Source organism: Pseudovibrio sp. FO-BEG1, from assembly GCF_000236645.1.
Classification (GTDB): Bacteria; Pseudomonadota; Alphaproteobacteria; order Rhizobiales; family Stappiaceae; genus Pseudovibrio.
Window position 1 is genome coordinate 170,566 of record NC_016642.1, and the last position, 22,414, is coordinate 192,979.

At 52.7% G+C, this 22,414-nt stretch carries 28 protein-coding genes; 12 read left to right on the plus strand and 16 right to left on the minus strand.

The annotated features are described in order from the left end of the window. Window positions 1–117: 117 nt before the first annotated feature. On the plus strand, window positions 118–822 hold the full coding sequence (locus PSE_RS00830; RefSeq protein ID WP_208998058.1) for an isoprenylcysteine carboxylmethyltransferase family protein: 705 nt from the start codon (window positions 118–120) through the stop codon (window positions 820–822). Between the two features lie 53 nt (window positions 823–875). Here the strand turns inward: PSE_RS00830 and phaR are convergent, their stop codons facing one another. Beyond that, window positions 876–1,493 carry a polyhydroxyalkanoate synthesis repressor PhaR gene (gene phaR, locus PSE_RS00835; RefSeq protein WP_193384384.1) on the minus strand — a complete coding sequence of 206 codons (618 nt, stop codon included), beginning with the start codon at window positions 1,491–1,493 and terminating at the stop codon, window positions 876–878. Window positions 1,494–1,844: 351 nt separating this feature from the next. On the opposite strand from phaR, the gene PSE_RS00840 reads away from it, so the two are divergent. The 3 genes from PSE_RS00840 (at window position 1,845) to PSE_RS00850 (ending at window position 4,727) form a co-directional block, all read left to right on the plus strand. Continuing rightward, window positions 1,845–3,029: an acetyl-CoA C-acetyltransferase gene (locus PSE_RS00840; RefSeq protein WP_008550599.1), complete on the plus strand. Its 1,185-nt coding sequence runs from the start codon at window positions 1,845–1,847 to the stop codon at window positions 3,027–3,029. A 169-nt stretch (window positions 3,030–3,198) separates the two neighbouring features. Next, the gene (gene phbB, locus PSE_RS00845; protein WP_008550593.1) at window positions 3,199–3,927 is read left to right on the plus strand and encodes an acetoacetyl-CoA reductase; all 729 of its coding nucleotides are present in this window, start codon (window positions 3,199–3,201) and stop codon (window positions 3,925–3,927) included. A gap of 167 nt (window positions 3,928–4,094) precedes the next feature. Further along, window positions 4,095–4,727 carry a LysE family translocator gene (locus PSE_RS00850; RefSeq protein ID WP_014283145.1) on the plus strand — a complete coding sequence of 211 codons (633 nt, stop codon included), beginning with the start codon at window positions 4,095–4,097 and terminating at the stop codon, window positions 4,725–4,727. Window positions 4,728–4,850: 123 nt separating this feature from the next. Here the strand turns inward: PSE_RS00850 and rpmF are convergent, their stop codons facing one another. The 3 genes from rpmF to PSE_RS00865 form a co-directional block, all read right to left on the minus strand. Beyond that, window positions 4,851–5,036, minus strand: coding sequence for a 50S ribosomal protein L32 (rpmF, locus tag PSE_RS00855; protein WP_008550278.1), 186 nt, complete (start codon window positions 5,034–5,036; stop codon window positions 4,851–4,853). Between the two features lie 140 nt (window positions 5,037–5,176). Further along, complete coding sequence (gene mtgA / locus PSE_RS00860) at window positions 5,177–5,893, minus strand: monofunctional biosynthetic peptidoglycan transglycosylase (protein WP_014283146.1); 717 nt, start codon at window positions 5,891–5,893, stop codon at window positions 5,177–5,179. Beyond that, on the minus strand, window positions 5,890–6,834 hold the full coding sequence (locus tag PSE_RS00865) for a hydrogen peroxide-inducible genes activator (RefSeq protein WP_014283147.1): 945 nt from the start codon (window positions 6,832–6,834) through the stop codon (window positions 5,890–5,892). Before PSE_RS00865 ends, mtgA begins: the two co-directional genes overlap by 4 nt. A 247-nt stretch (window positions 6,835–7,081) precedes the next feature. Between PSE_RS00865 and PSE_RS00870 the strand changes: the two genes are divergently transcribed. After that, window positions 7,082–7,633: a peroxiredoxin gene (locus PSE_RS00870; RefSeq protein WP_014283148.1), complete on the plus strand. Its 552-nt coding sequence runs from the start codon at window positions 7,082–7,084 to the stop codon at window positions 7,631–7,633. A gap of 169 nt (window positions 7,634–7,802) precedes the next feature. Then, on the plus strand, window positions 7,803–8,345 hold the full coding sequence (locus PSE_RS00875; RefSeq protein WP_014283149.1) for a carboxymuconolactone decarboxylase family protein: 543 nt from the start codon (window positions 7,803–7,805) through the stop codon (window positions 8,343–8,345). A 140-nt stretch (window positions 8,346–8,485) separates the two neighbouring features. Here the strand turns inward: PSE_RS00875 and PSE_RS00880 are convergent, their stop codons facing one another. The 3 genes from PSE_RS00880 to PSE_RS00890 all read right to left on the minus strand — a co-directional run bounded on the left by PSE_RS00880 (window position 8,486) and on the right by PSE_RS00890 (window position 10,709). Next, window positions 8,486–8,845 carry a TM2 domain-containing protein gene (locus PSE_RS00880; protein ID WP_041767770.1) on the minus strand — a complete coding sequence of 120 codons (360 nt, stop codon included), beginning with the start codon at window positions 8,843–8,845 and terminating at the stop codon, window positions 8,486–8,488. 132 nt (window positions 8,846–8,977) lie between these two features. Then, window positions 8,978–9,340, minus strand: coding sequence for an NINE protein (locus PSE_RS00885; protein WP_148266067.1), 363 nt, complete (start codon window positions 9,338–9,340; stop codon window positions 8,978–8,980). A gap of 127 nt (window positions 9,341–9,467) precedes the next feature. Further along, window positions 9,468–10,709, minus strand: a complete 1,242-nt coding sequence (locus PSE_RS00890) for a cyclopropane-fatty-acyl-phospholipid synthase family protein (RefSeq protein ID WP_041767771.1) — start codon at window positions 10,707–10,709, stop codon at window positions 9,468–9,470. A gap of 297 nt (window positions 10,710–11,006) precedes the next feature. On the opposite strand from PSE_RS00890, the gene PSE_RS00895 reads away from it, so the two are divergent. Beyond that, window positions 11,007–11,912, plus strand: coding sequence for a polyprenyl synthetase family protein (locus PSE_RS00895; RefSeq protein WP_014283153.1), 906 nt, complete (start codon window positions 11,007–11,009; stop codon window positions 11,910–11,912). Here PSE_RS00895 and PSE_RS00900 read toward each other — a convergent pair. Continuing rightward, a complete protein-coding gene (locus tag PSE_RS00900) occupies window positions 11,909–12,460 on the minus strand; it encodes a cysteine hydrolase family protein (protein WP_014283154.1) in 552 nt (183 codons plus the stop codon). The two genes, PSE_RS00895 and PSE_RS00900, sit on opposite strands and share 4 nt — an antisense overlap. A gap of 790 nt (window positions 12,461–13,250) precedes the next feature. Here PSE_RS00900 and PSE_RS00910 point away from each other — a divergent pair. Beyond that, window positions 13,251–13,463: a hypothetical protein gene (locus tag PSE_RS00910; protein ID WP_014283155.1), complete on the plus strand. Its 213-nt coding sequence runs from the start codon at window positions 13,251–13,253 to the stop codon at window positions 13,461–13,463. A 4-nt stretch (window positions 13,464–13,467) separates the two neighbouring features. Here PSE_RS00910 and PSE_RS00915 read toward each other — a convergent pair whose 3' ends face one another. The 3 genes from PSE_RS00915 to PSE_RS00925 are packed head-to-tail and all read right to left on the minus strand — an operon-like array spanning window position 13,468 to window position 15,292. After that, window positions 13,468–13,941 (minus strand): YbaK/EbsC family protein, encoded by a 474-nt coding sequence (locus PSE_RS00915; protein ID WP_014283156.1) that lies wholly within the window; start codon window positions 13,939–13,941, stop codon window positions 13,468–13,470. 27 nt (window positions 13,942–13,968) lie between these two features. Continuing rightward, a complete protein-coding gene (locus PSE_RS00920) occupies window positions 13,969–14,640 on the minus strand; it encodes an alpha/beta hydrolase (RefSeq protein WP_014283157.1) in 672 nt (223 codons plus the stop codon). Window positions 14,641–14,650: 10 nt separating this feature from the next. Next, the gene (locus PSE_RS00925) at window positions 14,651–15,292 is read right to left on the minus strand and encodes a DNA-3-methyladenine glycosylase (protein WP_008550690.1); all 642 of its coding nucleotides are present in this window, start codon (window positions 15,290–15,292) and stop codon (window positions 14,651–14,653) included. Window positions 15,293–15,363: 71 nt separating this feature from the next. Between PSE_RS00925 and gluQRS the strand changes: the two genes are divergently transcribed. Next, a complete protein-coding gene (gene gluQRS / locus PSE_RS00930; RefSeq protein ID WP_014283158.1) occupies window positions 15,364–16,221 on the plus strand; it encodes a tRNA glutamyl-Q(34) synthetase GluQRS in 858 nt (285 codons plus the stop codon). 2 nt (window positions 16,222–16,223) lie between these two features. Here gluQRS and PSE_RS00935 read toward each other — a convergent pair whose 3' ends face one another. Together PSE_RS00935 and PSE_RS00940 are read right to left on the minus strand one after the other, a co-directional pair. Continuing rightward, on the minus strand, window positions 16,224–17,186 hold the full coding sequence (locus PSE_RS00935) for an AEC family transporter (protein WP_014283159.1): 963 nt from the start codon (window positions 17,184–17,186) through the stop codon (window positions 16,224–16,226). A gap of 30 nt (window positions 17,187–17,216) precedes the next feature. Further along, entirely contained in the window at window positions 17,217–18,179 is a 963-nt protein-coding gene (locus PSE_RS00940) for an AEC family transporter (RefSeq protein ID WP_014283160.1), read from the minus strand. 165 nt (window positions 18,180–18,344) lie between these two features. On the opposite strand from PSE_RS00940, the gene PSE_RS00945 reads away from it, so the two are divergent. After that, on the plus strand, window positions 18,345–19,472 hold the full coding sequence (locus tag PSE_RS00945; protein WP_014283161.1) for a hybrid sensor histidine kinase/response regulator: 1,128 nt from the start codon (window positions 18,345–18,347) through the stop codon (window positions 19,470–19,472). Here PSE_RS00945 and PSE_RS00950 read toward each other — a convergent pair. Next, window positions 19,469–20,071 carry a 2-hydroxychromene-2-carboxylate isomerase gene (locus PSE_RS00950; protein ID WP_014283162.1) on the minus strand — a complete coding sequence of 201 codons (603 nt, stop codon included), beginning with the start codon at window positions 20,069–20,071 and terminating at the stop codon, window positions 19,469–19,471. The two genes, PSE_RS00945 and PSE_RS00950, sit on opposite strands and share 4 nt — an antisense overlap. Window positions 20,072–20,282: 211 nt before the next feature. On the opposite strand from PSE_RS00950, the gene PSE_RS00955 reads away from it, so the two are divergent. Next, on the plus strand, window positions 20,283–21,122 hold the full coding sequence (locus PSE_RS00955) for a phosphatase PAP2 family protein (RefSeq protein WP_014283163.1): 840 nt from the start codon (window positions 20,283–20,285) through the stop codon (window positions 21,120–21,122). 66 nt (window positions 21,123–21,188) lie between these two features. On the opposite strand, the gene PSE_RS00960 is transcribed toward PSE_RS00955, so the two are convergent. Continuing rightward, window positions 21,189–21,674, minus strand: coding sequence for a low molecular weight protein-tyrosine-phosphatase (locus PSE_RS00960; RefSeq protein WP_041767775.1), 486 nt, complete (start codon window positions 21,672–21,674; stop codon window positions 21,189–21,191). Window positions 21,675–21,829: 155 nt separating this feature from the next. Here PSE_RS00960 and PSE_RS00965 point away from each other — a divergent pair, with 155 nt between their 5' ends. Beyond that, window positions 21,830–22,123, plus strand: a complete 294-nt coding sequence (locus PSE_RS00965) for a 4a-hydroxytetrahydrobiopterin dehydratase (protein ID WP_014283165.1) — start codon at window positions 21,830–21,832, stop codon at window positions 22,121–22,123. Window positions 22,124–22,144: 21 nt separating this feature from the next. Here PSE_RS00965 and PSE_RS27600 read toward each other — a convergent pair whose 3' ends face one another. Further along, window positions 22,145–22,369 carry a sulfurtransferase TusA family protein gene (locus PSE_RS27600; protein WP_014283166.1) on the minus strand — a complete coding sequence of 75 codons (225 nt, stop codon included), beginning with the start codon at window positions 22,367–22,369 and terminating at the stop codon, window positions 22,145–22,147. Between the last annotated feature and the right edge of the window lie 45 nt (window positions 22,370–22,414).

Sequence of the window (22,414 nt, forward strand, 5' to 3'; positions counted from 1 at the left end):
TGTTCTGCAAATTAGAAATATCCCACTAACCGGGTATTCAGCAGCCGAGCAATCAGTTCGCCTCAAAGACGATTTCTCTCCTTAAGCTTGCAACTGTTGCGACACACGCAAACCAAGTTGGAGAGAAATCTGTACCTGCGTTTGATAATAAGCTCAGCGGTGCTGGCCATCTTCGTAGCACTGGCGATCATCCCATCCATCGCCTTCGCAGGCTCAACCCTGGCTTGGCCACGTGGCTGGATGATTGTGGCGCTGGTCTACTTCGCTCAGGTCGGCGTCGGCCTTTGGCTCGCTCGCATCAATCCGTGGCTGTTCAAAGAACGCACCACACTGCCCACCAAAAAGCTCAGAGCAGACAAACGCGCCACTGGCATTCTCTTCGGCGCCGTCTTCATCTACTTCTTCCTCGCAGCCTTAGATGCCCACGTCTGGCAGATCTTGCCGCAAACAGGAGATGTGAAGCCAATCCTGAGAGGCCTGTTCCTCTTCCTCTGTGGTGTCGCGCTTATCGTCTGGACGTTCAGCAAAAGCCCGTTCGCACAGCCCACACCTCATATCGAGATCAACAAACAGCAATGCTTTGACAGTTGCGGCCCTTACGCGCTGGTCCGCCACCCCATGTATCTCGGCATCATGTTCTGCATCGCAGGGCTTTCCATGATACTGGGCTCAAAGCTCTTCGCCCTGCTGGCCATCCCACTGGTCATCCTCGGTTTCCTACCCTTGATGAGACATGAAGAAAAAGCCCTCGCCGAAAATGTCGACGGCTACACCACCTACTCAGAAAATGTCCGCTGCCGCCTGTTCCCATGGATCTACTAAAAAAGCCGAAGGGGATCCTCCGGCTTCTGTAATCTTGCAATGATATCAGCAGATCAGGCGTCTTTTTTGGCCTCTGCAAGAGCTGCAATCTGCTTCTGCATTTCTGCCAGCTGCTCTTTTAGGTCAGAGATATCGCCACTGCTTGGCTGAGGTTCAGCCGGTTTCGGCGCTGTCTCTGGTTCAGGAGCCTTCTGCTGTGCTGCACCTTCTGCGCCCGCCGTCCCGTCAAACGGCAGAAACATCTTCATCGCACGATCAAACATATCCGCATTGCGCTTCACCTGATCTTCCAGCACTTCAAAAGCAGAACTACCAAAGTTCTGGCTCATCTGACTGCGCAGCTTCTCCTGCTCACGAGTAAGCGAAGACATGGAAAATTCCAGATAGCTTGGCACCAGGTTCTGCATACTGTCGCCATAAAAGCGGATCAGCTGCCGCAAGAAAGTGATCGGCAGCAGGTTCTGGCCCTTGCTTTCCTGCTCAAAGATAATCTGCGTCAGCACGGAACGAGTGATATCATCCCCCGACTTGGCGTCGATGACGACGAAGTCCTCTTCATCCTTCACCATCACCGCCAGATCCTCAAGAGTCACATAAGTGCTGGTTCCAGTATTATAGAGCCGCCTGTTGGCGTACTTCTTGATGATAGTGGCTTCGCTTGTCTTAGCCATCAGATTTGAGTACCTCAATGCGCTATTACGGCTGATCAGGAACACTATCCCAATTTGCTCCAACCAGCTCCCCCCTTATCCCATATTTTTTACATACGGGATTAACTAGTAAGCCGCAGAGTAAGCCATATCCCACCTTTCACGCCAGCAGTTTCATAGGTGAACTATGGTCTTAATTGGATTTATCGAATTCATCTGGCTTTACCCCCTACAAATTGAATAGTCTGCCCATTAGGTATTCTACGAGTTCGAAGGACGTCTTATGCTGCAATGCACCAGCATGGCTGCCCGCCCTGGTGATTTGCGTGAGAACAAGAAGTCCCGCATTGCACAAATATTGGAGAATTGCTCATGACCTCGCCTAATGATGTTGTAATTGTAAGCGCAACACGTACCCCAATCGGGTCCTTCAACGGTTCCTTCGCCAACACCCCTGCTCAGGATCTTGGCACCGCAGTTATCAAGTCAGCTCTTGATCAGGCAAAAGTGGAAGCAAACGACGTCAACGAAGTGATCTTCGGTCATGTGCTCACGTCTGGTCTTGGTCAGAACCCGGCTCGTCAGGCAGCACTCAACGCTGGCATGGCAGATGATTCGACTGCAATCGTTATCAACCAGGTTTGTGGCTCAGGCCTGCGCGCAGTTGCCATGGGCATGCAGCAGATCCAGTCCGGCGATGCAGACATCATCGTTGCAGGTGGTCAGGAAAACATGACCCTGTCCCCACACTGCCAGAGCCTGCGGGCGGGTGTGAAAATGGGCGACTATTCCATGACCGACACCATGCTCAAAGACGGCCTGATCGACGCGTTCCAAGGCTATCACATGGGTATCACTGCAGAAAACATCGCAGAAAAGTACCAGATCACCCGCGAAGCACAGGACGAGTTCGCTGTTTCATCTCAGAACAAAGCAGAAGCTGCGCTGAAGGCTGGCAAGTTCAAAGACGAAATCACTCCAATCACCGTGAAAGAGCGCAGAGCTGAGCGTGTGGTGGAAGATGATGAATATATCCGCGTAGGCGCCAACATTGAATCCATGCAGAAACTGCGTCCGGCATTCAAAAAGGAAGGTACCGTAACAGCAGCAAACGCATCCGGCATCAACGATGGTGCAGCAGCTCTGGTTCTGATGAGCGCAGAAGCAGCTGAAAAGCGTGGCCTCACCCCGCTGGCAACCATCAAGTCCTGGGCAACCGCTGGTGTTGATCCTGCATACATGGGTCTCGGCCCAATCCCAGCTTCCAAGAAGGCACTCGAAAAAGCTGGCTGGTCCATTGAAGACCTGGATCTGGTGGAAGCAAACGAAGCATTCGCTGCACAGGCACTGGCAGTTGGTCAGGAGCTGGGAATCGACTCAGACAAGCTCAACGTCAACGGCGGCGCAATAGCTCTGGGTCATCCTATCGGAGCATCCGGCGCACGTGTACTTGTTACTCTGCTACACGAAATGAAGCGTGAAGAGAAGAAAAAGGGCCTTGCAACTCTTTGCATTGGTGGTGGCATGGGTATCGCACTGTGTGTTGAGAGAAAATAACCTCAACATTGGTAGTAATGTCACCCAATTGGAATAATTGAGCTTTATGGTCCCTGCGTAAAGTTCAAGTCAATTCCCTAACTAATGACGGAGTTGTCTTTGCTCCGTCATTATTATTACCTGTAGAGGTGGGTTCCAATATTTTATTCCTAAGGCGGGGAGTATATCGATGAGCAGGGTAGCGATTGTAACCGGAGGAACGCGTGGCATCGGCGCAGCAATTTCCAAAGGGTTGAAGGATGCAGGTTACACAGTTGCAGCAACTTATGCAGGCAACACGGAAGCAGCTGAAAAATTCAGCGCAGAAACCGGCATCAGTGTTTTCAAATGGGATGTAGCGGACCCTAAAGCCTGTGAAGCAGGTATTGCTCAGGTGACAGAAGAACTCGGCCCGGTCGAGGTTCTTGTAAACAACGCGGGCATCACCCGTGATGGCTGGTTCCACAAAATGGATTACGACCAGTGGTCCGCAGTGATGAAAACCAATCTGGACTCCATGTTCACCATGAGCCGTCCGGTTCTGGATGGTATGCGCGAGCGTGGCGCAGGCCGCATCATCAACATTTCTTCCATCAATGGACAGAAAGGCCAGATCGGCCAGACCAACTATTCCGCAGCAAAAGCAGGCGTGATCGGCTTCACCAAAGCACTGGCGCAGGAAACCGCGCGCAAGGGCATCACAGTGAACTGCATCTGCCCAGGCTACATCGACACTGACATGGTGGCAGCTGTGCCTGAGAAGGTTCTGGAAAGCATTATTGGTCAGATCCCGGTTGGCCGTCTCGGCAAGGCAGAAGAGATCGCAGGCATGGTCTGCTACCTCGCCTCCTCCGCCGCAGCCTTCGTCACCGGCTCCGTCATGACCATCAACGGCGCCCAATACGTCGCCAACGGCTAAAACGGCAGCTGGAGAGCCCTCCCGCTCTCAAAGTATGAAAATTACAAAACCGCCTCTCCATGGGGCGGTTTTTTGTTTGAAACATCCTGACCAGCTCCAACATAATTGCTGCAATCAGGTAAATCCGATAAGACCCCTCGTTTGCATACCAACTGGGTGGATTCGCGATGCCAGATCTTTCAACGCTGCTTCTGTTCGCAGCAGCTTCTTTTGCTCTTACCGCAACGCCCGGCCCAGACATGCTGCTGATTGCTTCTCGCAGCGCAGCACAAGGCAGACGAGCTGGACTAGCTACCTTTGCGGGAATAGCCACTGGGACCTACATCCATGCGCTGGCAGCAGCATTGGGCCTTTCTCAGCTCTTCCTCACCATTCCCATTGCTTACGACACTGTCCGGTTCGTTGGCGCTGCCTATTTGCTGTTTCTTGCCTGGAAAGCATTCACCGCAAAGCCAGAGAGTGCCAGCACTCCTCTCGAAAGTAAGACGCAATCATCCGTTCAAATGTTCCGTCAGGGTCTTCTAACCAATCTGCTTAATCCGAAGATGGTTATCTTTATTCTGGCGTTGTTCCCTCAATTTGTGAAACCAGAAACTGGAAACGTCGCGATACAGATTATGATCCTCGCAACGGTCCTGAACACAGTCGGTTTCTTCATCAATGGAACAGTCATTGTCACCGCAAATCATATGATGCGAACGCTGGGGGGCAATGGAAAGCTTAAGTTTCTGGCAAACTATGTTTTGGGGGCGGTCTTTGCAGGCCTCGCCGCAAGACTGGCCTTTGAAAGCCAACGCTAACTCCAAAGCAAAAAGGCCGCCCTTTCACAGAGCGGCCTTTTTTGTATTTGATGAGACACCACAAAAAGAAAAAGCCGCCCCAAGGGACGGCCTGATCTTTAAATCGCGATGATCGCTTCAGTCTTAGACGTCGTCTTTAGCCTGAAGGATCTGACGACCCCGGTACATACCAGTTTTCAGGTCAACATGGTGCGGGCGACGCAGTTCGCCGGAATCCTTGTCTTCCACGTATGTTGGTTGTGCCAGAGCGTCAGCAGAACGGCGGAAGCCGCGCTTCATACGCGTAACCTTTTTCTTAGGAACAGCCATCGTAGCTCTCTCTCTCGTCACATACGCACGCGCCACTCAAGCGCGGCGTCAACGTGCGAAATACACAATCTGTCAGAATGGCGGGGGTTATACAGGCAAACCGAAGGATTTGCCAGTCATAAAACGAAAATAATTTCGCACTACCTCTCCGTCGCCGAAATACAGCTAAGTACATCGCCGGCCACCTGAGCTCGGCTACGGTTTATACCGGCCAGCCTGCGATGTCCAGAGCTAGGTTTTGCGGGATTTCTGGCAATCGGATTCGGAAGCGCTGTCGCCAGCAAAGAGGCCTGAGTCGCAGAAAGTTTTGCAGCACTTTTCCCAAAGAAAGTTCGCGATGCAGTTTCTGCTCCAAAAATCCCCGGACCCCATTCAGCTACGTTAAGATAGATCTCCAGCACCCGCCGCTTCGACAACACCGTGTCGAGCAGCATGGCCAGCGGAACCTCCAGCACCTTGCGCACATAATCCCGATCGTTCCAGAGAAACAGGTTTTTTGCAACCTGCATGGTGATCGTGCTGGCACCGCGCGGGCGTTTGCCCTCAAACAGTTTGCCCACCTGCCCACGCACCGCAGACCAGTCCACGCCGCCGTGTTTGCAGAAGGTAGCATCCTCTGACACAACCACAGATCGTTGTAAATTAACGGAAATTTCTTCCAGAGGAACCCATTCACGCCAAACGGGCTGTCCAGTCACAGTACGAAGCAGCATGAGACTGGAGTAAGGAGGAACCACCGTATACAGCAGTGTCAGCACCACTGGCAAAGCCACCAGCACTCCTAAAGTACGGAGCGCCCAACGCTTTATTCTGCGCTTGAATGGCTCTGGTTTCTCCTTTGATCGCGCTTTCTTCAAGCACTCTTCTCCGATACATCTTGAGGAACCGAGACGTCTCTTTGAGTTTCAACCATAAAGCGTTCCAGAGCCTTGCAAAGTAATTTTGCATTTCCTTCAAAAGAAGATTTGCGCCTCCAGACCATTCCAATCGTCCGGCGCGCTTTGGGATCGGCAATCTTGATCAGCTTCAAAGAGGTCCCGCGGTCGATATCTGCATCTACTGCAATACGTGGCACCAAAGTGACGCCAATACCGTTATCCACCATTTGCACAAGTGTTGATAAAGATGTGGCTTGTACATCCTCATTCGCGGTCAACATGCGTCCTCCCGCTGCGGCAAGCACATGGTTTCGCAAACAGTGGCCATCTTCCAGCAGCAACAACACCTCATTCGCAAGATCTTCCATCAGCACGTCACGCAGGCCCGCCAGCGGATGCGCACCCGGCACAGCCAGATAGAAAGCATCGCTTCCGATCTCCGCAGATTCAAACCCCGTAGTGTCATAGGGCAGTGCCATCAGCGCCGCATCAATACGCCCTTCCCGCAAAGCAATCATCAGATTGCGGGAGATGTCCTCGCGCAGGAACAACTGCAACTCAGGATAGAGCTCCCGCAGCTGAGGCAAAAACCGCGGCAACAGGAACGGAGCAACCGACGGGATCACGCCAAGCCGAAACCGACCACACAACGGCTTGTTCTGCGCCTGCACACCCTGAACGAGATCCTCCGCATCCCGCAAAAGCAGCGACGCCTTCTCCAGCACGCTCTCGCCTGCCTCGGTCAGCACCAGCGTGCGCCCGGAGCGATCCAGCAGCTCACATCCAAGAATGCCTTCCAACTGCTTGATTGAGGCAGAAAGCGTTGATTGCGTAATGAAACAAGCCTCCGCTGCCTTTGAAAAAGACAGGTGTTTGGCCAGCGTTTTGAAGTACTGAAGCTGTTTTAATGTGGGTAACATCGTGCGACCAGATGACACAGATCAAAGCCTGTAGATTAGAATTTCTCTAAGTTTTGGCGGAATTCGGCCAATCCCGAGAAAACTTAGCATGCCCATCGAAAAAATCGATCGACTTCTTCGTTATTATCGTTTTGACCGATCAAATCAAGAGTTGCATAAAGACCCCAACGAAGACGTGTTTTTCTAGGTCTTCATGAGAATCACTAATCGACGCGCTCTGGCGTCATTCCATATTTAGGAGAGTACCATGCTCGGTATCGGCGAAAAGCTTCCAGAATTTGAAGTAGTTGGCGTTAAGCCTGGTTTCAACAACCACGAAGAAAACGGCGAAAGCGCATTTGAAGCAATCACTGAAAAGAGCTTCGAAGGTAAGTGGAAAGTAATCTTCTTCTACCCAAAAGACTTCACTTTCGTTTGCCCAACTGAAATCGCTGAATTCGCTCGCCTCGCTGGTGAGTTCGAAGACCGTGACGCAGTTGTTCTCGGCGGTTCCTCCGACAACGAATTCTGTAAGCTGGCATGGCGCCGTGATCATCCAGATCTCGACAAGCTGCCAATCTGGGCATTCGCTGACACCAACGGTTCCCTGATCGACGGCCTCGGCGTTCGCGCTCCAGAAGGCGTTGCTTACCGCTACACCTTCATCGTCGACAACGAGAACACCATCCAGCACGTTTACGCAACCAACCTGAACGTTGGCCGTAACCCGAAAGACACCCTGCGTGTTCTCGACGCTCTGCAGACCGACGAACTCTGCCCTTGTAACCGTGAAGTAGGCGGCGACGTAATCGCAGCTTAATTCCGGAAGGATCAGGGCCGGAGCACATAAAGCGAAAAATCGCAGGCTCCGGCTTCTCTAACGTATTCCCGAAAAACATAAAAACAGACTTCGGAAAAGAATACGCGCCAAATAAGTCAAAACATCACTTTGCACGTGGCCCATTGCCAAAATCATTAGGAGAAGCATCATGTCCATCGATACCTTGAAATCCCGCCTTGGCGACTTCGCTAAAGACGTACGTTTGAATCTTGGTTCTATGGCAACTGATGAATCTCTGACTGCTCAACAGAAGTACGGCCTGATCGTTGCTTGCGCCATCGCCACCCGCAACAACGACGTAAAGAAGGCCCTGATCGCAGAAGCTGCTCCGCACCTGTCCCCAGAAGCGATGAGCGCTGCCAAAGCTGCTGTATCAATCATGAGCATGAACAACGTCTACTACCGCTTCGTACACCTCTCCTCGAATGACCAGTACGGCACAATGCCTGCCAAACTGCGCATGAACGTGATTGGTAAGCCTGGCGTAGACAAAGTTGATTTTGAATTGTGGTCGCTTGCTGTTTCCGCCATCAACGGCTGTGGCATGTGCATTGATAGCCATGAAGCTATCCTGCGCAAAGCCGGAGTAACTGCCGAGATGGTTCAAACAGCTGTTCGTTTCGCATCAATCATCCAATCTGCTGCAGTCGCCCTTGAAGCATCAGAACTGGAATTGGAAGCAGCTGAATAATCACAAGCGCCTCTCCTAAGTGTGTCGCCCGGTCTGATCCCCTCCCAGGATTGTTCGTGCCCCGAATGACGGGCGATACCAAACTCGCTCTATGAGCTCAGCCGAAGCCCCCCAGCTTCGGCTTTTTCTTTGCCAAAACCCTAGTGAACCTCATCATGGTCGGACGGCGTACTGAACACACCCACCAGAATAATCAGCAGATCAACCAGCGCCCAGGCAGACACAATCATCCCAAATCCCAGAGCCCCGCTGACAACCGCTAGCATCCCATTCGGCTCCAGTGTTTCGAGTTGGTTGAGGCCAGTGGCAATCAAAGCAAGCGTAATCAAAGAAAGAATAAGCATCACAGCGCCGCTGAGCGGCTTGCCCAGATAAAACCGATGCAGCCCGAAGCCACCCAGAAAAAGGGAGAGGAATACTGTCATACCCGCAGACTTATGCGGATTCTTGAGATAGAAAAAGCCTCTGTTGGCAGGCGAGATTGCGCTTCGATCGCTCATGACCACCTCAGCTGTGCTTCAGTCACACCCAAAGGCTGGCACGCCTTATCGATCAACACACCTCTCGATATTTAGGGCATCAATCTACCAGCTGAAACTTCTACCCAAGCAAAAGCATCAGGTCTTACAACCTTAAAAGCTCTCTCGCACAAGCAGCACGATCAGCACAATCAGATCCACGAACACCCATATGTTCGCGATCATTGCCATCCCAATGGCAACGCCGAAGCCGATCCATTCTCCAGTGGTGAGGCTTGTAATCAGATCACGCCCCTCCAGCCCCAGCAGAAGTGGGATGAGGATCAGGACAGCCGTGATGTTCAGGCAGTTGATGACAACGGCACTGCCCAGCTTGCGCAGATAAAACCGATGCGCTGCAAACTGCCCAAGCAAAAGCGCAAACAGAATGGCATAGGCCGTGGATTTACCCGGTTCGGAAAAGTTGAAAATGCCTTCTCGCCGCCTTTGCGAAGGCAATGGAATATCATCAAACACCAATGACCTGCTTTCACCCATGCATTTAAAACATGCGGAAAGTAGCCAATGATTTCAGCAGGAGCAATGATCCAACCCAAGAAACCCCGAAACTTCTTCCGGGGCCAGCTCTTGAAAGCATCGCAGCTTAAGCAGATTTTCTACGATCATCCCTATGAGAGATCATCGCCTGCTCATTGTCTCCAATGAAGTCTCGAATGATCGGCACAGCATCCCGCTCCTTGGAGAGGATGAGCTGGAACACCATCAACCGACCATGCAGGAAGTTCATTTCGCAACCTGACAGATAGAACTCCCACATTTTGCAGAAGCGCTCATCATACAGTTCTTTGATCTTGTCACGATTGCGCTCGAAGTTCAGACGCCAATCCCGCAGCGTGTAATAGTAATGAAGCCGCAGGATCTCATTGTCACAAACCCAAAGGCCCGTTTTTTCAATATCTGCAAATGTTTCGGAAAGTGCTGGACAATACCCGCCGGGGAAGATGTACTTGGTGAGGAATGGACCCGTCACACCCGGAGGCCCACTGCGACCAATCGAGTGGATGACCGCATAGCCATCCTGCTTCAGACAATCTCTGACCTTGGTGAAGTAGGCACCCAGATTGCCGTGACCCACATGCTCCATCATGCCAACGGAAACAACGCGGTCAAACTCGCCCTCAAACTCGTTGTAATCCAGACAGACAAACTCGACCTTGCCTTCAAGGCCTGCAGCTTTCACCCGTTCTTCAGCAATTTTGATCTGCTCGGTAGAAACATTAAGAGATGTCACCTGCGCGCCAGCTTGCGCCATGCGAATGGCCAGAGAGCCCCAGCCGCCACCGATTTCCAGCACAGTCATGCCCGGCTTCAGATCCAGCTTGGCAACAATATGATCCAGCTTGGCCTGTTGGGCTTCCTCAAGCGTATCTTCCGGCGTCCGGTAATAAGCACAGCTATAATTGAGCCCGTCATCAAGGAACAGACGATAGAGGTCGGTCGAAAGATCATAGTGATGGCGCACCTGAGCCTTGTTCTTCTTCAGGTTCAGGCCGAGACGTCGGCGTGTATGCCCATCTTTCATAAAGGTGAGAATTCGTTGAATGGGATGCTCTGTAAGCAGGCCATCATTCGCCATGAACACGGCGACCAGATCATTCAAAGTGTGACCCGGCTCCATGGTAATTAAGCCATCCATATAAGCTTCGGCGGCTTTCAGTTCAGGATCAATCAGAAGCGTATAGGGAAGCTTCTTGCTGTGAAAACGCAAAGCAGCTACGGGACCGCTGCCTTCGCTGCCAAACACAAACTTACGATCCTTTGCGTCATAAATTGTAAGTTGCCCTTTTTGGACAAAACTCGACAAAATCTTCGAGAGTGCACGCATTTCTATTCCCCTATCATCTCTTATGCTGACTTTTTAGGGCGCCTTGTTGCGAGGCTCTTATTATATGACCTTAGGTAACTTTGGATTTAACCTAATGAAAAAAACCGTCACAAAGCAACTCCGCAGGAAATCTCACCCCAATATTCAAAGGATGAAAAACTGCAGAGTCCTTACGTAAACTCGCCATTTTGCTTGACCTTTGGCAGTTTTCAGGACAAACGAACAAATTAATATCTGCCGCGTTGGTAAGCGCTTTCAATTTTGCTGTACTTTATTGCTCGTTTAGGATGGGGTTCTGTGTCTGTTGCTTTGAAATCGGTCATCACCGAAACCGCTCAGTCTCTTGAAGAAAAGCTCACCTCTCTTCTGGGAGAGAAAGTCCTTCCTCAGGAAGTAGCCCGCCCAAAACGTCTTCTGGAAGCGATGAACTACGCAGCCCTGTCCGGTGGCAAGCGCCTGCGCCCTGTTCTTATGGTCGAGGTAGCCCGCCTGTTTGGTCATGAGGATGAAGGCACACTGGTTGCCGCCTCTGCGCTGGAATGCATTCACTGCTACTCACTCGCCCATGATGATCTGCCGGCAATGGATGATGATGATCTGCGCCGTGGCCGCCCGACAACGCACAAAGCGTTCGATGAAGCCACCGCAATTCTGGCAGGCGACGCGCTGCTCACCATCGCATTTGATTTCATCGCAGATGAGCAGGTCCACCCGGACGCGGCAATCCGCCTGCGCCTCTCTCAGGAACTGGCACGTGCTTCTGGCATTGGCGGCATGGCAGGCGGCCAGATGCTTGATCTTGCCTCAGAACACCGCGACAGAACCGAAGCAGAGATCCGCCAGCTTCAGGCCATGAAAACTGGTGCTCTCATCCGCTATGCCTGCCGCGCAGGCGCAATTCTGGCGAATGCCTCTGAGGATGACATCGCCCGCCTCACCCGCTTTGGTGAAATCATTGGTCTGGCTTTCCAGCTGGCAGATGACCTGCTGGACCTGACCGGCGATGCTGAAGTGGTTGGTAAAGCAACGGGTAAAGATGCTGAAGCTGGCAAGGCAACCCTCGTCAGCCTGCTTGGTGAAAGCCACACCCGGCAGGAACTTTCACGCCTGATCAGCGAAGCAGATGAACTGCTGGCGCCATACGGTGCAAAGGCCAACACCCTGAAGACGTTGGCCCGCTACATCGCAGATCGCGAGAGTTAAGCAGTCTCAACCTGCACAAACTCAACCTCAGTTTCTGGCAGAGCAGCAATACTGCCCTCATACCCACCAAGATAGATCAGCGTGTTGTTGTGATGCTCTCTGATCTGCTTGCCTGTGGCATGGTCTTTGTCGTGCGTGGTGTGCGCATCACTCACCAGCCGCAGATTATAGCCAAGAGAAGCCGCACGGCGGAACGTAGTATCCACGCAAAACTCTGAGGCAAACCCACAGATCGTCAGATCCGTAATGCCGCACTCATCCAGCAAATCCTTCAGGTTGGTTTTGTAAAAGGAATCCGGCGCAGTTTTGCGCACCTTAAGATCACTTTCAGCCACAACCAGATCCTCCGGCAGCTTCCAGCCTTCAGCGCCATAAGCCAACGGATGATTTTCCCGCTCATGCTGAATAACGATGACCGGAACACCTGCTTTACGCGCTTTCGCACTCAGGCTGTTGATGCGCGTAATCGTCTCAGTCCGTTCAAACGGCTGAGGTTCCACATCAAACAGCAGTTTTTGAACGTCGATAATAATCAGCGCAGTGCTCATCGTTTCCTCATTATGCAAGGAGAGTAGTAGAGTTTTATGTTAGCCAAGGCTTGCGTACAAAGTGAACCTTCGCAAATTTCAACTAAGAGGCGGTATGCCTTCAGGTAGCATTGGCCACTTTTCTCCGCCTCGGAACTGCTTGTACCAATAGTCTCGGATATATGGGTCGTGCAACCGGTCAAACTCCCGAACGAGCACAGAAAGTTTAGCCCCAAGCTCGATGCTTCGTCCAAAAACAACACCAGATAGTTGACTTTGAATATCGTACAGACTGTCAAAATATTGCTCAGCACTATCTAGGTCTGGACTGTTTGAGATCAATACAATTAGCTCTGCACATCGCTGCTCATAAGCAGCTGCACATTTTCTGATTTGATCTAATGATTTGTCATATTTATCTAGACTTAGAGTTAACTCGTCTCGCAAATGGCTGTTTAGCATATGGCCCCAGTTATGACCTAAGAATAGTATTTCGACTGCGCTATGTAACCTCTGTTCAGTGGACCGGAATCCAAACTGAAAATCATAGACTATCATGAATCTTATGAAAACTATTGCAAAGAGCATATGCGCTTCGGCCCGTATGCCACTTTTTTCGTAGATATCTCGTGTCGGCTAATGTCTGCTGTTTGAAGCACTTATTAGTATGAAAGTATATTACACTCCCACTTCCCCTAAAAAATGCCCATGAATTAATCATAAGCATTTGTAATCAATAAGTATTTTCTTTGACCTTTGAGACCATCAAACGGATAGTCGATACCGAAGCAGACGGACAGGAGGTCACTTTATGGATCATGAAATGATGATGGAAGGCTTCGCCCTCTGGCAGGTCGTCATTATGATTGTCTGGATACTCGTTGTTGCCGTTCCACTGGCAAGGATCCTGAACCGACTCGGCTTTTCAAGGGTCTGGACCATTCTGGCCTTCGTTCCCCTGGTCAACCTGATCTTCCTCTGGATCCTCGCTTACACTCATTGGCCGATCGAAGACCGAATGTAGCCAGTTACTTCACGCAGATAACCTGATGCTCTCCCACAATGTCCGGCAGATTTCCGGGCATCATGAACACAGCATTCGGCGTGCCCGCAGCTGCCCACACTTCATCAAAGCCCAACAGATCCTCATCCACGTACACCGTCAGCTGCTGTTTATGGCCCAGCGGAGGAATGCCGCCGATGGAGAAGCCGGTGACGTTCCTCACGAACTTCGCATCAGGCCGCCCGATAGGTCCACCAACAAACGCTGAAATTGCCTCTTCATTCACGCGGTTGGTCCCGCTTGCCAGCACCAGAATAGCTTCTTCACTATCAAGCTTCTGAAACACCAGCGATTTGACGATCTGCTCCTGCGCGCAGCCCAGCGCCTGCGCCGCTTCCGCAGCAGAGCGGGAGGAGTCCGGCAGCTCAACCACCTTCAGGCCAAGACCACGTTCATCCAGAAAACTCTGAAACTGCTTCGCTCGCTTACTTTGCAACATCACACCCCTCCTCTGGCATCTGTTCTTTTAGATAGCCGACTGCGCCGAAATTCCAAACCGCTCTTTCAAAAACTTCAGCGCCATCGCCTGCGCCTCACCGTTGATGGAATGATCCAGCCCAGCCAGCTGATGCGCTTCCACATCAAACCCGGCATGAGCCAAAGCATCCTCCGCAGCACCCAGATAAGCCGCAGGCACCACGTCATCCTCACTGCCATGCAGCAGCATCACCGGAGGCCGAACCACCATCTGCTCCACCAGATGCGCCGGCCCACCCAGAACACCCGAAAAACTCAGCAATCCAGCCGCTTCAGAAAACCGACGTGGCCCAACATGCAGCGCAACCATAGCCCCTTGAGAGAAACCACCCAAAACCATATCCCGCTCCAGCAAGCCATAATGCTCCAGCTCAGCATCCAGCACCCGGTTGATCAATGGCGCAGCAGCCTGCACCCCAATCCAGACCTCCCGTGCATCAAACTCAGAAGCAGCGAACCATTGCCGTCCTTCCACCCAATGCGCGCAGGGTTCCGGGCCATTCAGGCACACCACAGCGGTTTCCGGCAGAGCATCACGCAACACCTGCGCCGTCGGCTCCATATCACCCGCATCCCCGCCATAGCCGTGCAGCAACACCACCAGCTTACGAACCGGCGCATGGCTAGGCTCCAGACGAATGCACTCAAGATCATGAGGCATAGGTATCTCCTTAAACCGGCAGGGTCTCACGCCCTTCTTTCATCACACGGTAATAGGACCAGAACAATCGCGCTGCTGTCCCACGGTGAGGAGACCACGCCTCGGCAATTTCGGCAAGCACCTTTCCTTTGGGGCGCTCTTCCAGATCAAACGCATGCTGCACAGCGGCTTGCAACGCCACATCTCCAACCGGAAACACATCCGGATGCCCAGCGCAAAACAGCAGGAAGATATCGGCAGACCATGGCCCAATGCCTTTGATCTCACAAAGCCGCTTGTGCGCCACCTCACCCGGCCAGTCCACCGCTTCGCTCAGGCACAGCCCAGCCTTCAGCTCTTCAGCTATCGCCTTCAGCGTGCGCAACTTGGCATTGGAGAGGCCAACACCCAACAGCTCTTCATCACTCTTGGAAAGCAGCACGTCCGGCTCAAACGGCACTACCAGCGCTTCCAGCCGAGCCCAGATGCTGGCGGCAGCGGCGACAGAAAGCAGCTGCGCCACAACAATATTGCAAAGCCCCGCAAAGTCCGCAGACCGGCGGCGCAAAGGCACCTCACCCGCAATGTCCACCACGCGAACCAACCGCTCATCCAGCTGCACAAGGGACGCCAACTCCCGCTCAATATCCTCAAGCGTATCTATGGGTTTCAACGCCCCCTCCTCAAGTCGGCAAAGATGCTCTAAAACAGGCTTTCCATATTCCAAGTAGAACCATTTCGCAAATGAACTTGCCTGTCTATCGCTTTGCTCCTTCTCCCAACGGCCACCTCCATCTCGGCCACGCCTATTCGGCTATCCTCAACGATGAAGCCGCAAAGCAAAACGGCGGAAGGTTCCTGCTGCGCATCGAGGATATCGACACCGTCCGCTGCACACCACAGCTGCAGGAAGATATGCTGGAAGACCTGAAATGGCTCGGCCTGCATTGGGAAACACCAGTCCGCAAGCAATCAGAACATTTCGGCAAGTACGCCAAGGCGCTGGAGAAGCTGCAGAGCATGGGCCTCGTTTACAAGGCCTACCTCACCCGCGCCCAGATCAAACGCTTCGTTGCAGAAAAAGACGCTTCAGCCACCCCATGGCCAAGAGACCCTGACGGTGCCCCGCTTTATCCCGGAGACAACAGCGTCCTCTCTAAACAAGAGCAAGAAGACCTGCAAAACTCGGATGCCCCCTACGCCCTGCGCCTCAACATGGCCAAAGCCATAGGGCTGGCAGGCACATCTCTCACCTGGGATGAGGCACATCACGGAGCAATACAGGCAGAGCCCGCCGCATGGGGCGATGTGGTGCTGGCCCGTAAAGACACGCCAACCAGCTATCACCTGTCAGTGGTCGTGGACGATGCCCTACAAGGCATCACCCATGTCTTACGCGGCAAAGACCTTTACCACGCCACCAGCGTCCACCGCCTGCTGCAAACCCTACTGGACTTGCCAGAACCTCACTACGAGCACCACGACCTCATCCTCGACAAAACAGGCCGCAAACTCGCCAAATCCGCCAAAGACACCTCCCTCCGCGAACTAAGAGCCAGCGACACCACACCAGCACAGATCAGAGAGAAATTAGGGCTTTAAGCTCAATACCCCTGCACCTGAATGAACCAAAGCCAGAAGCTGACTGTGAAAACGGAGATGGCGGTGGTGATGGCAATGCCGTTGGTGGACATGGCGTGGCCGGTGCCGAACTGGTTGGCTATGATGAAGGAAAACACGCCGGTCGGACACGCTGCGATCAGCGTCGCAACGCCCACCCAGACGGACGGCAACCCAATCACATGAGCGGCAACAACAAACACCACAAACGGCATCAGGATCGATTTGATAATCGCCAGAACGCCGCCAATTGCCAGATTACCGCGGATGCCATAGTTCACCATGCTCATCCCCACAGCAACCAGCGCAACTGGTGAGGCAGCTTTCGCCAATGGGGCCAAAACATCGTCTGCTAGCTTTGGTATGTCCAAACCCGACACATTCCAGAGCAACCCACACACAACCCCATAAAGGATCGGATTCGCCAGCAATCCCTTGCCGACAGCAATCAATAGCTCTTGCTTGGAGCGCGGTGCCTTGTGTCCATCAATCACCACAGCTCGTTCCATCAAAATTGAGGATGTGAGCGCAGTCAGCGGGGCGTGGAACACGATGAGCAACGAAATCAGCAGTGTGCCTTCAGACCCATAAACCGCATCAATCAAGGGAATGCCGACAAGCACGGTGTTGGAGAATGATGCCGTCAGCCCGGCAATCACCGCCGCACGTGCCTCACGCCCAAACCCAACGCGAACCAGCAAGCCACCGAGAAAGGCAACCACGATCATGGACCCGTAGTAAGTAGCCCAATACCCCCATGGAGAGATACCGTTGAGGTTTGCAGAGCCAAGACTACGAAACAGCAGGATCGGGATCAGCAGGTTCACACAGAACTTGCTGAGAATATCGCCAAGACCACGGTCCATATACCCAACACTGGCAACAACATAGCCAATGCCAACAAGGGCAAAGATCGGAAAGACGACAAAGAAGACCTGAACAATCATGGGAAACTCGAAAGAGATGGCAAGCCCCTCTTAGTAGCCCAGAAAGTTTAAGATCCAAAGCCAGAAGCTCATTGTGATTATTGAGAAAATGGTTGTCAGGCTGATGGAGTTTGCACTCATCGCATGTCCGGTTCCAAACTGGCTGGCATAAAGATACGCCACAACACCTGTCGGGCACGCTGCCGCCAAAGTCGCCACAGCCACCCAAAGCGGTGAAAGCGGAAACACATAAGCCCCCAGAACTAAGACCATTGCTGGCATCAGCACAATCTTCAAAACACTCAACACACTGCCAATGGCAATGTTACCCCGCACCCCGTAGTTCAGCAGCGTCATGCCAACCGAAAACAGCGCAACCGGGCTCGCTGCTTTTGCCAGCGGATGCAACACGCCATCCAGCAACACCGGCAGATCATAGCCTGAGAAGTTCCAGCCAACCCCCAGCAGAATAGCAATTACCAGCGGGCTCTTGATCAGCGTGTTGAACAGCGAGTGCATCACATCTTTGAAAGGCCGCGCCTCCTGATAGCCATCCACCACCACGGCCCGCTCCATAGCCAGCACAAACACCAGCGTTACAGACGGTGCGTGGATTGAGATGATCAGGGAAATCGGAACCAGTGCCTCCTGCCCAAAAGCAGAGGTGATCACCGGAATGCCAACCAGAGACATATTGGAGAATGCCGCGGAGAACCCGCCAATGCAGGCAGCCCTGGCTTCTCGCCCAAACACCTTGCGCACCATGTAGCCGCCCAGCACAGCACTGGTCGTAAGCGCGGTGTAATAGGTGCCCCACAGCGCCCAAGGGCTCAACCCGTCGAGATCAGCTGTTGCAAGTGTGCGGAAGATCAGAACCGGAATGAGCACGGTGATGCAGAAGGTACTCAGGTTATCGCCAACCTGCTTGCTCAGCAGGCCAATGTAGCCAAAGCCATAGCCCACACCCACTGTCGCAAAAATGGGAAACACCACTTGCAGCGTACTAAACAGCATTCCGTGTCCGCTCTCTTTCCACCTTACAGCACTATCCCAGAGCGCAAGCAGAAAGGCTTGCAGGCATCAAACAACAAAATCTCGGTGGATCCTTGCCAGAACTGGGCGAACTTTTACCGTCAGTGTTTTAGGCTCTTCTTCGAGGATTGATCAAGGAGTTATCTCATGCCTGCGCCCAAACCGGCCCCAAAGCAGGATATTGCGAGACTGGTGCACGACCTGAAAACACCGCTGTCCGCCATGAAAGCGGCTTCTGACCTGATTGCCCAGGAGCCGCTCAGCGATCAGCAGTACCATCACCTCAACACCCTGCAGAAAGCCATTGGCTCTCTGGAAGAGCTGACAGGCATCATCCTGCAAACGCATACAGAGCCAGAGACATACCAAACAGCTACACATCCAATTGAGCCGGAAGCCAAACCACTTCTGGAACAGCTCACCTACATCGTGGATCTGTTTTCACCACAGGCAGAAAGCTCAGGGCACACGCTCATCCATCGCTGGTCTCGTGATGCCATGTCGGCCTATCAAACGCACTCAGATGAGTTGCAACGCATTCTGGCAGTGCTGGTTGATAACGCTATCCTCTACAGCAACACCGGCACCATCACTCTCAGCGCTCACATCAAGTTCTCAAACCACGAACCCAACATTGTGGTCACACTCAAAGACGCTGGCCCGGGTCTTTCTTCTGAACAAGCCTCTCATCTGGATGCTGCTCCCACACCGAAACGGAAGTCCGACGGTCATGGCCTCGGCCTCTGGAGCGCACGGCATCTGGCTTGTGAAAATGGTGGCGACCTGCGGCTCATTACAAACTCCGAACATGAAGCCAGCTTCGAACTCATCTTGCCTATTCAGGAAGTTGAAAAGAACAGGCAGCAGGCCCCTGCCTCGCAGAACATCACCCGCTCAGCGCTATCCGGGTCTGTGCTGGTCGTGGATGACAATGAGCCGAACCGGGAACTGCTGGCAGCCATCTTCTCTTCATTCGGCCTGATGGTGCGCACTGCTGACAGCGGCAAACAAGCGCTGAAGATGCAGGAAGAAACACCGTCAGATCTCATCTTTCTCGATCTGAACATGCCAGAAATGAACGGCGCCGAAACCCTCACTCAGATGCAAACAAACGGTTACACCAGAGCAAAAGCTTGCTTTGCAATCACCGCCAGCATTGCACCGGAAGACCGCCCAGCCCTCTTCAAACAAGGCTTCGCGCAAATTCTGGAAAAACCCATAAACCCATCAGCACTCTACAGCCTGTTGGAAAGCACGCTTCACAGCAACGATTAGCCGATCCGCACGAAAGAGGCATCCAGCGCTTCATCAAGCCGGTCGTTGCCCCAATAAAGCTCACCCTTCTCAGTGATCATGCTCGGCGCCCCAAACACACCAAGAGCCTCAGCTTCCGCGACCGCAGCCCGCAAACCGATCTTCACTTCCGTGGTTTCTGCCTGCCGCATGATCTTATCTGCATCTAGATCCAGTTCCCGCAGCAACGCAATCATCAGCTCGGGCTTGGAGATGTCTTCATCCAGCGCAAAAGCCATATGGAACACAGCCCGGGTAAACGCCCCGATCCAAGGCTCCTTACGCCCGGCAAATGCGATGCGTGAAGCCAGCAAACTATGCTGCGGAAAGATACGCGGCTTCTTCCATGGCAATCCGAGATTGGCAGCAATGCGCGCCACATCCCGCCACATGTAAGCGCCCTTCTTCTGGTTCGCGACAAAGGGAGAGCTCTCAAATCCTTGTCTGCGGAAGATCGGACCCAGCAAAATCGGGCGCCAATCCACCTCAATCCCCCTGTCCTTCGCAAGCTGCTCAATACGCGCTGCAGTCAGGTAGGAGTATGGGCTGGCAAATTCATAATAAAACGCGAGCCGAGGCATTCTTTCTCTTTCTGATCCAACAGACCGTTAAGCTACAGCCTATGGCAATGGATGCAATTTGTAATTATCTCACAGGCCCCTATATGGGAGTTTGGCGATGCGAGACGTAATCTTGCTGAGCACCAATGGAATTTCAAGGCAGCACATTGGCGCAACGCTCAAAAACAAGTATACCGCCTTGTAACTCACAAGAGAGAACTCAGGAATTCCCGTGGTACAAGACGGCCCAAAGACTTCATTCTTTAAGAAGACCATCAATTTCTGCCGTGAACGACCTTTCACAGCAGTCCTGACCTACATTCTTATCGTCTCTGCGATATTTCTGATCTTCCCGGGGCTGGATGTCTGGGCTTCCAACTTCTTCTACAACGGCGAAGGCAGTTTCCCAGTCTCTAAAGATCCGTTCTGGCGCAGCGTACGTTACTTCGGCGTCTATCTCTTTCAGTGGGTCGCGGGCCTGTCGCTGCTGGTAATGCTGATCAAGCTGGCCTTCCCCAAAATCAAAGCCCTAATGGATCTGAGGCACCCGATTTTCGTGGTGTCCACGCTCATCCTCGGCCCAGGCCTTGTCGTCAACGCGTTCTTCAAGAACCTGTGGGGCCGCCCACGCCCACGGCAAACGGACATCTTTGGCGGAGACCTGCCATTCATCGGCGTATGGCAGCCTACTAACCATTGTGATAGTAACTGCTCTTTTGTATCCGGTGAGGCGTCAGCTTCTATCTGGCTGTTCTCGCTGGTCTTCATCGCCCCAAAAGCCTGGCGCACTCCACTGGCAACAGCAATCGGCGCATTGGTCTTCGTTCTTTCAGCCAACCGCGTAGCCTTCGGCGGACACTATTTCTCAGACACCCTGCTCTCCTGGGGCATCACCATGCTCGTGATCATTGGTGTCTATCACTACCTCTACCAGCGCACCCCAAACTGGGCGCAGCCGAATAATCTGGAAACCTCGTTCACCAACGGCGGCAACTGGCTACGCACTAAGATCGGCAGTGCAGCATGCTGGTGCGCACGCGGCACAAAGAGCTTCTTCCGCAAGTTCAAATAAGCAGCCCAAAACGAAAAAAGCTCCGCAACCGCCTGCGGAGCTTTTCTATATGACCTGAAGAGAAACCTAGATTTCTGTCGGCTCCATCTCCTCACGGATTTCCTGAAGCAGATTGTAGGTGCCGTCCCGCACCAGATCATACACCTCATCAAACCCTTCATTCGCACCGTAATATGGATCCGGCACATCCTTCTGTTCATCCTGCAGCAGCAAGCGAATATTCGCTGTGTGCAGATAAGGCGCTTTGGCCTGAATGTTGGATAGGTTGCTGGCATCCATCGCGATGATGTAGTGGAACTTCTCAAAGTCCTCATCTTCCAGCTGGCGCGCTTCCTGATTGGAAATATCAACGCCATGCTTCTGCGCTGTCTGGATGCTGCGGATATCCGGCTTCTTGCCAGTGTGCCAACTCGCGGTTCCAGCAGAATCCACATAGATCTGCTCTTCCAACCCAGCCTGCTTCACATGATGACGGAAAACGCCCTCTGCCAACGGGCTTCGACAAATATTGCCAAGACACACAAACAGTACACGACGCTGCAACAAGACCACTGCTCCCTCCAAATCTGACTGCCTGAATATTTATCCCAGCCGAAATCTTTGCTCCAGAATTTCGCGCGGGTCTACCCAAATATCCATGGATTTTGCGAGTCAGAAAAACCTACTAAATCTGAGACACCCCTTGCAACAAAACCAAAGGTGGTCTTGTGCCCGAGCTGCTGTCCTCTACCGCAAAAGAATTCGCCCTTGCAGAATTACCGCATTGGACCTTGTCCGAAGATGGCAACTCCATTGAGCGCACCTTCACCTTCCGGTCCTTTGCACGCGCGTTTGGCTTCATGTCCAGCGCCGCAATTCTGGCAGAAAAGCTGAACCATCACCCTACATGGACGAATACCTACAACAAAGTGGAAGTGTTACTTACCACCCATGATGCAGGTGGGCTCACGGAATTGGATTTCAAGCTCGCCCGCAAACTGGACAAGCTGTTCGAGGCCTAGCCCCGCAAGAGTAGAGCGCAATCAGCATTCAATCTTGAACTGACGCACGTCACCTACCATCTTACTCTCAATCAACACATGGCCGTCTTCCTGGCACATATGTGGAATATCGATTGCAGACATTGGATCCGTGGCTTTCACCACAAGCTGATCCCCCTTCGCCATCCGCTTAAGGTGCTTGCGCGTCTTCATCACCGGCAATGGGCAGTTAAGACCTCTCAGGTCCAGAATGTTTGAATCGTCCACCAATGTTCCACCAGGTACTTGAATGTGCCACTGTGTTTGTTGCTG